Raw genomic sequence first — 10,335 nt, 5'->3', positions numbered from 1 at the left:
GCGGTGGCCGGCGGGGCCGGCGCGGTCGGCACCGCACTGCTCGGGCTGGCGGACTACGCCACGCCCGAGGCCGGGTTCGGCGTGCTGGCGCTGGCCCAGCTGCTGTGGAGCCTGGGGTGGGCGCTCGGGCCGCTGGTCACCGGCGGTGACGCCACCCTGCGGCCGGCCTGGTTCGCCATGGTGCCGATGCGCCCGCGCGGCCTGGCGGTCGGGCTGCTCGGCGCGGCCTTCGTCGGCGTCACCCCGCTGCTGGCGCTGGTCGCCTTCGGCGGACTGCTCCTCTACGGTGCCCGCCAGGGCCCGGCGGCGGCGCTGGTCGCGGTGCCCGCCGTGCTGCTCCAACTGCTCTTCGTGGTGCTGCTGGCGAAGGTCATGCCGCAGGTGCTGGGCGGTGTGCTGCGCCACCGGTTCGGCTGGGAGCTGTCCGCCCTGCTGGTCGGCCTGGTGATGGCCTGCCTCAACTCCGGCTGGTTCGCGCTCGGCTTCCTGGCCCGGCTCGGCGGCGGCGACTGGGCGGCCGGAACGGCCACCGCGCTGCGGGCGCTGCCCTCGGGCTGGACGGTGGTCGCGGTGGACGCGGCCCGCCGGGCGGACTGGGTGACGGCCGCCGCGGCGCTCGGCGGGCTGGCCGGCGTCTGCGGGCTGCTCCTGACCGCCTGGGCGGCACTGCTCGCCCGCCAACTGGTGCGCGGTGGCGGGCGCCGGGCCCGTCCGGTCGCCGCCCGCGTCGGGCGACGGCTGCTCCCCGACACTCCGGCGGGCGCGGTGCTGGGCAAGGAGCTGCTGCTCTGGCGGCGCGACCCGCGCCGGGCCCGGTTCCTGCGGACCGCGTTCTGGACGGGCGTGTTCACCGCGCTGCTCCCGCTGCTCGACGGCTACGACGTGCTGCTGCCGTGGGCGGGCGTGGTCGCCGCGCTGTTCGCCGGCGCGTTCTGCGTCAACCTGTACGGCCTGGACGCGGGCGCGCTCTGGCTGACCCTGGTGGTGCCGGGTGCGGCACGGGCCGACGTCCGGGCCCGGCAGGCCGCCTGGCTGCTGGTCACCGCCCCGGTGGCGCTGCTGCTGACGCTGGCCGCGCTGCCGGTCGCCCCGGGCGCCGTGCGGCCGTGGGTGTTCGCGGTGCTGCCGGCCGTGCTCGGCGCCGCGGCCGGGCTGATCCCGCTGATGTCGGTGTCCGCCGCCGCCCCGTCGCCCGACCGCCCCGGCGGCGGCCCGCTGGACGACCTCGCCGACGAGAGCGCCGAACACGTCCGCGCCCAGGGCCTGGCGGCGTTCTGGCTGCAACTGCCGGCCGCCCTGCCGGCGGCGGGCGTGGTGCTGGCCGGGACCCTGCTGTCCAGCGCGCCGCTGCGCTGGGCCGGGGTGCCGGCGGGCCTGCTCACCGGTGCGCTGTGCACATGGGCGCTGGGCCGCTCCGCCCGGCGCCGGCTGGAGGCGCGCGGCCCGGAACTGCTGGACGTGCTGCACAGGGGGCTCCGCCCCACCCTCCAGGGGGCCGCGGACGCGGGTCCGGCGGCGACCGGGCTCTCGCGCGGACGGTCGGTGGCGGTCGGCCTGCTGACCACCGGCGGTGTGCTGCTGGTCGCGCCCCAGGGCCTGGTCGCGCTGGCCATGACGCTGTTCGTGCCCTCCGCGCGCGGTTGGTTCCTGGCGCTCTACCTGCCCAAGGCGGTGGGGATACCGCTCGCGGTGGCGTTCATCCTGCTCGGCGCGCTCGGTCTGCGGGCGGCGCACGTGCTCAACCGTCCGGGCGATCCCGGAGACCCTGGCCGTGCCGCCCCGGCCACCAGGCCCCGCCGGCGGAGCTGGGACCATGACCGGGCGGCGGCCCGTCACCCCGGCGGCCCGCCCCCGCCCAGACCGTCCGATCACCGTCCGGAGGCCCGGTGAACCACACGACGCCCGCCGCCCCCGGCACCCCGCCGAGCCGCGCCGCCGCCGCGTCACCAAGCCGTGCCCCCGGCACCCCGCCGAGCCGCGTCCCCGCCGCGTCACCGAGCCGCGCCGCCGCTCTGGGCCGGCTGCTGGTGCTGACGGCCGTCCTGCCCGCCGAACTGGTGCTGCTGGCGGTCGTCCTGGGCGGCTTCGTGCTCTGGTTCGGCCTCGGGGTCTTCTTCCTCTTCCCCGCCACCACCCGGCTCACCCGGGCGGCGGCGGGCCTCGCCCGGGCCTACGCCGGCCGCTGGTCGGGTGTGCCGGTACCGCCGCCGTACCTGCCGCGCCCGGCGCTCGAACGCACCCTGCACGGCTGGTTCTGGACCGGCCACGACTACCAGCGGCGCCGCTGGTTCGCGAGCGTCTCGCGCACCCTGCGCTGGCTCTGGAAGGACCCGGCGACCTGGCGCGACGCCCTCTGGGTGGTGCTGAACCCGGCGCTCGGCGGCCTCCTCGCCGCCACTCCGCCGCTGCTGCTCGCCGCCGGCCTCTACACCTTCGGGCACGCCGTCCTGCCGCTGCCCGCACCGGACCTCGGCCCCGCCCGGGCCCTGCTCGACGGCGACCCGGGCCTCACCGCCGTCCTCGGCCTCGCGCTGGCCGCCGCCGGCCCGGCCCTGGCCCGCCCGGCGCTGCGCCTGCACGGCCGGTGGACCCGCGTCCTGCTCGGCCCCACCGAACGTTCCCGCCTGGCCCGCCGGGTCGAGCAGCTGACCGAGACCCGTCTGGAGGTCACCGAGGCGCAGGCCGCCGAGCTGCGCCGGATCGAGCGCGACCTGCACGACGGCGCCCAGGCCCGGCTGGTCGCGGTGAGCCTGCGCCTCGGCGCGGTCACCGCGCTGATCGACAGCGACCCGGCGCGGGCGAAGACGGTGGTGACGGAGACCCAGGAGAACGTCGCCCAGGCGCTCCAGGAGCTGCGCGACCTGGTCCGCGGCATCCACCCGCCGGTGCTCGCCGAGCGCGGCCTGGCCGAGGGGCTGCGCGCCCTGGCCCTGGACGTGCCGCTGCGCGTCGACGTGCGGGCCGAGCTGCCGGGCCGGGCGGAGTCCCCGGTCGAGTCGGCGGTCTACTACGCGGTCAGCGAGGCCCTGACCAACGCGGTCAAGCACGCCGGCGCGCGGTACGCCGCCGTCGACCTGGTCCACGTGGACGGGCTGCTGCGCGCCGAGGTCACCGATGACGGGCGGGGCGGCGCCGACCCCGGCCGGGGCACCGGCCTGCGCGGCATCCAGCGCAGGCTGGCCGCGTTTGACGGTACGCTCACGCTGGTCAGCCCCCCGGGCGGACCGACCCGGCTGACCATGGAGCTACCGTGCGCGTTGTCCTCGCCGAGGACCTCTACCTCCTGAGGGACGGCCTGTCCCTCCTGCTCGGCGCCCACGGGCACGAGATCGTCGCGGCGGTCGGCAGCGGACCCGAACTCGCCGCCGCGCTCGCCGAGCACCGCCCGGACGTCGCGGTGGTCGACGTCCGGCTGCCGCCCACCTTCACCGACGAGGGCCTCCAGGTCGCCCTCGCGGCCCGCCGGGCCCGGCCGGGCCTGCCCGTCCTGGTGCTCTCCCAGCACGTCGAGCAGCTGTACGCGCGTGAGCTGATCGCCGACGGCGCCGGGGCGGTCGGCTACCTGCTCAAGGACCGGGTCTCCAACGCCGGGCAGTTCATGGACGCGCTGCGCACCGTCGCCTCCGGCGGCACCGTGATGGACCCGCAGGTGATCACCCGGCTGCTCGCCCGCAACGCCGACGACCGCCCGCTCGCGCTGCTCACCCCGCGCGAGCGGGAGGTGCTGGCGATGATGGCCGAGGGGCGCTCGAACGCCGCGATCGCCCAGCGGCTGCACTTCAGCGAGGGCGCGGTCAGCAAGCACACCTCCGGCATCTTCGCGAAGCTGGGCCTCGGCGCCTCCGACGACGACAACCGCCGGGTGCTGGCCGTGCTCGCCTACCTCGACGGGACCCGTTCGGCCTGAACCGACGAGGCCCGTGCGGCGGTGCGGCGGGCGACCGGCGGCAGCCCCAGCCGGTGCGCGGCCGCGACGGCGAGCCCCGCGAGCAGCGACACCAGGTGCCCCACGGCGGCGACCTGACCGTCCGCGACCCCGCCGAACAGGTTGGGCGCCGCCCCCGCGAGCAGCACCAGCCACACCGCCCGCGACCACACCGGGCGGGCCCGGCACGCCGCCACCGTCAGCGCCGCGACCACCACGTAGGACGGGCCGGTGTCCAGGGCGTGCGCCGCCTCGGCGGGCAGCGCGCCGTGCTCGATCCGCCACCACACCAGCCCCTCGGCCAGCGCGGTCGCCGTCACCTGCACCAGGGCCAGCACCGCCACCGCCCGCCGCGCGCCGAGCGCCCCGACCACCGCGAAGACGGACAGCGCGAACACCGGCCAGACCCACACGGTGTCCTGCGGGACGAACGCCGAGACCGTCAGCGAGGCGATGGGGTGACCGTCCGGCCAGGGCCGCAGATTTCCCAGGTCGGTCGACGCCCATGCGCGCAGCGCCCACACCCGATCGGCCGGCAGCAGCCGCAGCACCGGCCACATCGCGGCCAGCGCGGTCACGTACCAGAACGCCGGATTGCGCAGGAGCGGCAGCAGCCGGCGCGCGGCGGGCGGCCGTGGCAGCACCCCTCGCCCCCTACCGGGCGCGGCGTCGCGGACGCGCCCCGCCGGCGACCAGCGCGCCCGTGGCGAGCACCACCGCGCCGGCCGCCAGCAGCCCGCCCCGGGATCGCCAGGACAGCACCGACCAGCGGGAGTTCGCCGAGAGCAGCGAGCCGACGCTCAGCCACGATCCGGCGGACAGCACGGACATCACCGAGCCGGCCGACCCGATCGACAGCACGCTGCCGGCCGAGCCGATCGAGAGCACCGACCCCGCCGATCCGATGGACAGCACCGACCCCGCCGACCCGATCGACAGCACGGAGTCCTGGGCGTAGGACGCCCAGGTGGACGAGCAGGCCGACGCGGCGGCCGCCGGCGAGCAATCACGAGGCTTGGTCACCCCGTGATCGTATGCCGCCCGCCCCCCGCCGGTCACCCGCCGAGGTGGGCCAGCGCGCCCTCCGCCACCGGGTAAGGCCGCTCGTCCGGCAGCAGCGCCCGGGCGGCGTCCACGCCGCCGTCGCGCAGCAGTGCCTGGATCCGCTGGGCCAGCGGCGTGACGTCGGTGATGGACACCGTCCACTCGTCCGCGTACCGTCGCGCCGCCTCGCCCGTCAGCCCGAGCTGCAACGAGCGGTACGGCAGCGGGCGCAGGTGCAGGTCGCGCTCGGGGTCCCACTGCACCCGGGCGGGCGCCCGCCTCAGCGAACGCTGCCAGGTCACCCGGTCCGGGTGCAGCCCGCGTTGGTAGCCCGCGAGGCAGGCGTGCTCCAGCGCCCACGCGAAGCCCGCGCGGTCGATCTCCACGGCGAGCACAATCTCCTGCCCCTCCTTGGTGGCCCACCCGCAGCGGTACATCATCCAGAGGAACGAGGGCTTGATCCAGGTCATCCGGTCGCGCTTCCACTGCGCGGGGAAACGCCCGTCCCGCGCCGCCGCCACGCCGATCTCCGGCCGGTAGGCCTGGTAGACGGTCACGGTGGTGGCCGTGTGGACGGCGCGGATGCGGTGGCGGGGCTCCAGCGCGTGCGGCGCGTGCGGCGCGGTGCTGGTCGGTGCGGCGATCATGCCGCCCAGGGTGGACCGGAGCGGGCGGGCTCCGCCACCGAATTCGGCCCGGCGGCCGGACACGCGCATCACCCGCACGCATCGGAGGCGCACCTCGGATGCGTGCGTGCGATGCAAGGCCATATACAGTTAAAGCCTTCGATTTGCAGGCCTATCCGCCCTGTGGAACCATAATCCATAAGCATTCAGTGGATCGAACATCGGAAAGTGAAGGATCATGTCGGACGGCGCGCGCGTCATCGTCGGAGTCAGCGGATCGTTGCACAGCCTGACCGCCCTGCACCGGGCGGCGGACGAGGCGCGTGACCGGGGCGCCGTCCTGGTGCCGGTGCTCGCCTGGACGCCGGCCGGCGGCGAGCACAACTACCGGCTGCGCCCCTGTCCGTCGCTGCTGCGCGCCTGGCAGGAGCTGGCCGACGCCCGCATGGACCAGGCCCTCGACGAGGCGTTCGGCGGCCTCCCGGCCGGCGTCCGGGTCGAGCCCCAGGTGGTGCGCGGCGAGGTCGGCCCGGCGCTGACCTCGCTGGCCGACCGCCCGGACGACCTGCTGGTGGTCGGCGCCGGCCGGCACGGCGCCCTGCGCACCACGGTCCGCCGGCTGTTCCAGGGCGGCTCGGTGAGCCGCTACTGCCTGGCGCACGCCCGCTGCACCGTGCTCGCCGTCCCGCCGTCCGACCTCCAGGCCGACCTGCGCGCCCTGCGCCGGGGCGTCGACCTGCGCGAACTCACCGACCTCGCCGCCTGAGTGGCATGAGCGCCCCGGCCGCGCCCGGCGGCGTCACTCGAAGCGCGTGACGTCGCCGGCGCCCCGGCGGACGATCTCCGGCCCGCCCCCGGAGAAGTCGACGACCGTCGTCGGCACCGTGCCGCAGTCGCCGGAGTCCACCACCGCGTCCAGCACGTGGTCCAGGCGCTCCTTGATCTCCCACCCCTGGGTCATCGGCTCATCGTCGCCGGGCAGCAGCAGGGTGCTGGAGACCAGAGGCTCGCCGAGCTCGGCGAGCAGTGCCCTGGTGACGGCGTGGTCCGGGATCCTGACCCCCACCGTCTTCTTCTTCGGGTGCATCAGCCGGCGGGGGACCTCCTTGGTGGCGGGCAGGATGAAGGTGTAGCTGCCCGGGGTGGCGGCCTTGACGGCGCGGAAGACGTTGTTGTCGAGCTGCACGAACTGCCCCAGCTGCGCGAAGTCCACGCACATCAGCGTGAAGTGGTGGCGCTCGTCGAGCCGCCGGATCGACCGGATCCGGTCCAGGCCGTCACGGTTGTCCAGCTGGCACCCGAGGGCGAAGCAGGAGTCGGTCGGGTACGCGATGAGGGCCCCGGACCTGAGACTGTCGGCCACGGTGCCGATGGTGCGCGGCTGCGGGGATTCCGGGTGAACGTCGAAGTACTTCGCCATTGGCCGACCCTACGGGATCCCGGCGGCGGACGGGCGACGCCACCCGGGTTCTGGTGGGCCGCCGCGCGGTCGCGTACGGTCGCGCGGTATGGCGGTCGACCAGGCTCGTGCGAACCGGATCTTCCTCCCCGGGACCTACGCCGGGGGCGTGCCCTACGAGTTGTTCCGCGAACTGCGCGCGGCCTCCCCGGTGTGCTGGGTCGAGGAGCCGCCGGTGGGGGAGTGGCCGGCCGGCCCCGGGTACTGGGCGGTGCTGCGGCACGCCGACGTCAAACACGTGCTGCGGTCGCCCGGGCTGTTCTCCTCGCACCTGGGCGCCACCCAGATCCGGGACCCCGACTGCGCGGCCGACCTGGACTTCGCCCGCGCCATGATGCTCAACCAGGACCCGCCGGACCACTCCCGGCTGCGACGCATCGTCGCGGCGGCCTTCACCCCACGGGCGCTGCGTGAGCTGACGGCCGCCATCGAGGCGCGCGCGGCGGACCTGATCGCCGCCGTCCGGCCGCTGGGCGAGGCCGACTTCGTGCCGCTCGCGGCCGACCTGCCGGTCTGGACCCTCGCCCGGATCCTGGGCGTGCCGGACCAGGACCGGCAGCTGCTGGTCGACTGGTCGAACCGGGTGATCGGCTACCAGGACGCGGACCAGGCCGACTCCAGCACCGCCGACCCGTCCGGCCTCACCGACCTGGGACGCGCCGCGCTCTCCCACCGCCCCACGGCGCTCACCACCCCGGACGGCCGCCCCGTCAACCCGCGCTCCCGCGCCGCGCTCGCCGACATGTTCGCCTACGCCCACGCGCTGGCCGAACAGCCGCCGCCCGGCAGCATCGTGGCCCGCATGCGGGACGCCGGACTCGGCACCGCCGAGTTCGAAACGATGTTCTTCCTCTTCGCCGTCGCCGGCAACGAGACCCTGCGCAACGGTCTGCCCGGCGGCCTGTACTCCCTGCTCACCCATTCCGACCAGTACCGACTGCTGCGCGCACGGCCGGAGTTGACGGGCTCGGCGGTGGAGGAGCTGCTGCGCTTCTGGCCGCCGGTGGTGGAGTTCCGGCGCACCGCCACCCAGGACGTCGAGGTGGCCGGGGTGACGATCCGGCGCGGTGAGAAGGTGGTCGTCTACCACGCCTCCGCCAACCGCGACGAGACCGTCTTCCCGGACCCCGACCGCCTGGACCTCACCCGCTCGCCCAACGACCACGTGAGCTTCGGCTTCGGCCCGCACTTCTGCGTGGGGGCGCAGCTCGCCAGGATCCAGCTGGCGGCCCTGCTGCGCCGGACCGTCGCCGGGCTGCCCGGCCTCGAACTCGCCCCGGGGGCGGAGCCGAGGCGGCTGGTCTCCAACTTCCAGAACGGGCTCAAGAGTCTGCTCGTCCGCTGGTGACCGGCCCGGCGCTCCGCTCTCCGGCGACGGCGACGGTGGCGGTGGCCCAGCACGCCTCGGCGTACGCCCGCACCAGCGGCCGGTGCTCGTCCTCGCGGCCCCAGGCCAGGGCGCGGCGGGTGGCGCCGAGGCCCGCGATCAGGGCCTCGCAGGTCTCCTCCACGCCCGCGGTCCCGGCACCGACGCGTGGCGGGCGGCCGGCGCGGGCGTCCAGGGCCAGCCGGTGGTCGTGCGGCGGGCCGGCGCTCGGCGGGAGGGCGAGAACGGCTCGTGCTCTGACCGCAAAGGTTCACCGGGTTTGCTGCACTCCTGGCGGGGACTACTTCTTGCGCCGGCTCTCGATCTCGGCAGACAGCACGACCATGTCGTGCAGATGCGTGTAGTACTTGGCCGCGTACTCGTCGTCGATCGCCGGAAGGACCTTCCGGAACGCCGACGTCAGCCGCGTCAGGCGTGCGTGGGCCTGTTCGCTGAGCAGATCTTCGTGGACACAGGTGGCGTAGGCATAGGCGTCCGAGTCGAGCATCACCATGTCCCAGCCCTCGATGTCCACGCCGCGGAAGTCGGGCGGGAACGGCCTGGCCATGTGCTCTGCCATCATCTGCGCAAGCGCGCCGAGCTTCTCGTCAACCATGGGGAGATCCTGCCAGGCAACCCGGCGAACCTTTGCGGTCACAGCACTCGTCGAGCAGATCCGCGAAGCCGGTCCCGGCGCGGGCGGCGAGCGGCTGCGTGTCGGCAGGGCGACCAGACGGGGCTCCTCGGCGGCCCCGTCCAGCCGAAGCGCTCCTCGTCGGGCAGCGGCAGCCGGACGAAGGCGACGTCCACGCCGCCGTCCGCCAGGCCGGCCGCCGTCCCCGGCGGCACCCTAGTCATCGGGCGTGTCATGGCGCAGGGCGCCGATCACCGCCCAGGCGACGGAGACCACCGGGACGGCGACCATGGCGCCGAGGACGCCGCCGAGCACGGCGCCGCCGGTGACGGAGAGGGCGACGGCGACCGGGTGGATGCGGACGGACCAGCCGAGCACGAGGGGGTGCAGGAGGTGGCCCTCGATCTGGCCGATCACCACGATCAGGCCGAGGACCAACAGGGCCACCACCGGGCCGCGGGCGGCCAGGGCGACCAGCGAGGCGATCGCCAGCGCGATCGGGGAGCCGATCAGCGGGATGAGCGCGGCGACGAACTCCAGCACGACCAGCGGCAGGACCAGGGGCACCCGCAGGACGACGAGGGCGATGCCGACCAGGACGGCGTTGGTGGCCGCGACGATCAGCACGCCGCGGGTGTAGCCGGCGAAGGTGTGCCAGGCGGCGTGGCCCGCCCGCTCCCACACCGGCCGGGTGCGGGCGGGGAACTGGTGCTGCGCCCAGGTCCACATCCGCTCGCCGGAGTGCAGGAGGAAGACCGAGCAGAAGACCGCGAGCGCCAGCCCGGTGAGCAGTTCGACGGCCCGCCCGGCGCCGCTGAGGGCGGTGCTGAGCAGCATCGAGCGGTGGGTGGCGATGAAGTCGCCGATCCGGGCCTTCAGATCGGTGACCGTGCCGGGCTGCAGGTGGAAGGGGGCGCCGGTGAGCCAGCGGTCGATCCGGCCGAGGCCGCCGCGCAGTTCGCCGCCCAGCCGGCCCCACTCGTCGGCGACGGTCGTTCCGACCAGGGTGAGGACTCCGGCGACCAGCGCGACGGCGCCGACGAGGCAGAGCAGGACGGCGAGCGAGCGGGGCATCACCCGGGCCAGCAGGTCGACCGGCGGGCGCAGCACGGAGGTGATGACCAGCGCCAGGAAGAGGGCGATCACCGGCAGTTCGAGCCGGGCGAGGACGGTGACCGCCAGGTAGGCGGCCACGCCGAGCACCACCAGCCGCCAGGCGTACCCGGCGGCGGTCCGCAGCCCGGGCGGGACACGCTCGTCGTCGCGGCCGCCGTCACGGCG

12 protein-coding genes and 1 pseudogene are annotated in these 10,335 nt (G+C 75.6%); 5 read left to right on the top strand and 8 right to left on the bottom strand.

Annotated features, from left to right (window positions below; genetic code table 11):
- The 3 genes from ABD308_RS07145 to ABD308_RS07135 form a co-directional block, all read left to right on the top strand.
- Positions 1 to 1,890 (top strand): hypothetical protein (locus ABD308_RS07145; protein ID WP_344329443.1); only part of this gene is annotated, 1,890 nt, incomplete at its 5' end.
- The gene (locus ABD308_RS07140) at positions 1,887 to 3,287 is read left to right on the top strand and encodes a sensor histidine kinase (protein WP_344329442.1); all 1,401 of its coding nucleotides are present in this window, start codon (positions 1,887 to 1,889) and stop codon (positions 3,285 to 3,287) included. The genes ABD308_RS07145 and ABD308_RS07140, both read left to right, overlap by 4 nt.
- Positions 3,251 to 3,907: a LuxR C-terminal-related transcriptional regulator gene (locus ABD308_RS07135; protein ID WP_344329441.1), complete on the top strand. Its 657-nt coding sequence runs from the start codon at positions 3,251 to 3,253 to the stop codon at positions 3,905 to 3,907. Before ABD308_RS07140 ends, ABD308_RS07135 begins: the two co-directional genes overlap by 37 nt.
- Here ABD308_RS07135 and ABD308_RS07130 read toward each other — a convergent pair.
- The 3 genes from ABD308_RS07130 to ABD308_RS07120 are packed head-to-tail and all read right to left on the bottom strand — an operon-like array spanning position 3,880 to position 5,616.
- Positions 3,880 to 4,569: a rhomboid-like protein gene (locus ABD308_RS07130; RefSeq protein ID WP_344329440.1), complete on the bottom strand. Its 690-nt coding sequence runs from the start codon at positions 4,567 to 4,569 to the stop codon at positions 3,880 to 3,882. The genes ABD308_RS07135 and ABD308_RS07130 overlap by 28 nt on opposite strands.
- 10 nt (positions 4,570 to 4,579) lie before the next feature.
- The gene (locus ABD308_RS07125) at positions 4,580 to 4,948 is read right to left on the bottom strand and encodes a hypothetical protein (protein ID WP_344329439.1); all 369 of its coding nucleotides are present in this window, start codon (positions 4,946 to 4,948) and stop codon (positions 4,580 to 4,582) included.
- Between the two features lie 32 nt (positions 4,949 to 4,980).
- On the bottom strand, positions 4,981 to 5,616 hold the full coding sequence (locus tag ABD308_RS07120) for a DUF4291 domain-containing protein (protein ID WP_344329437.1): 636 nt from the start codon (positions 5,614 to 5,616) through the stop codon (positions 4,981 to 4,983).
- Positions 5,617 to 5,833: 217 nt separating this feature from the next.
- On the opposite strand from ABD308_RS07120, the gene ABD308_RS07115 reads away from it, so the two are divergent.
- Positions 5,834 to 6,361: a universal stress protein gene (locus ABD308_RS07115; protein ID WP_344329434.1), complete on the top strand. Its 528-nt coding sequence runs from the start codon at positions 5,834 to 5,836 to the stop codon at positions 6,359 to 6,361.
- Between the two features lie 33 nt (positions 6,362 to 6,394).
- Here the strand turns inward: ABD308_RS07115 and ABD308_RS07110 are convergent, their stop codons facing one another.
- Positions 6,395 to 7,015: an L-threonylcarbamoyladenylate synthase gene (locus tag ABD308_RS07110; RefSeq protein ID WP_344329432.1), complete on the bottom strand. Its 621-nt coding sequence runs from the start codon at positions 7,013 to 7,015 to the stop codon at positions 6,395 to 6,397.
- 88 nt (positions 7,016 to 7,103) lie between these two features.
- On the opposite strand from ABD308_RS07110, the gene ABD308_RS07105 reads away from it, so the two are divergent.
- Complete coding sequence (locus tag ABD308_RS07105) at positions 7,104 to 8,402, top strand: cytochrome P450 (protein WP_344329429.1); 1,299 nt, start codon at positions 7,104 to 7,106, stop codon at positions 8,400 to 8,402.
- On the opposite strand, the gene ABD308_RS07100 is transcribed toward ABD308_RS07105, so the two are convergent.
- The 4 genes and pseudogenes from ABD308_RS07100 to ABD308_RS07085 all read right to left on the bottom strand — a co-directional run.
- Positions 8,377 to 8,565 carry a hypothetical protein gene (locus ABD308_RS07100; protein WP_425554714.1) on the bottom strand — a complete coding sequence of 63 codons (189 nt, stop codon included), beginning with the start codon at positions 8,563 to 8,565 and terminating at the stop codon, positions 8,377 to 8,379. The two genes, ABD308_RS07105 and ABD308_RS07100, sit on opposite strands and share 26 nt — an antisense overlap.
- Positions 8,566 to 8,721: 156 nt before the next feature.
- Entirely contained in the window at positions 8,722 to 9,036 is a 315-nt protein-coding gene (locus tag ABD308_RS07095; protein WP_344329424.1) for a hypothetical protein, read from the bottom strand.
- A 46-nt stretch (positions 9,037 to 9,082) separates the two neighbouring features.
- Positions 9,083 to 9,251: pseudogene (locus tag ABD308_RS07090) on the bottom strand (LysR substrate-binding domain-containing protein); the annotation flags it as partial.
- 19 nt (positions 9,252 to 9,270) lie between these two features.
- On the bottom strand, positions 9,271 to 10,335 hold a 1,065-nt coding region (locus ABD308_RS07085; RefSeq protein WP_344329417.1), incomplete at its 5' end, for an AI-2E family transporter.

It is taken from the genome of Kitasatospora putterlickiae, from assembly GCF_039527695.1.
GTDB classification, from domain to species: domain Bacteria; phylum Actinomycetota; class Actinomycetes; order Streptomycetales; family Streptomycetaceae; genus Kitasatospora; species Kitasatospora putterlickiae.
The sequence above is the reverse complement of the archived record's forward strand: the minus strand, read 5'-3'. Positions and strand labels throughout refer to the sequence as shown.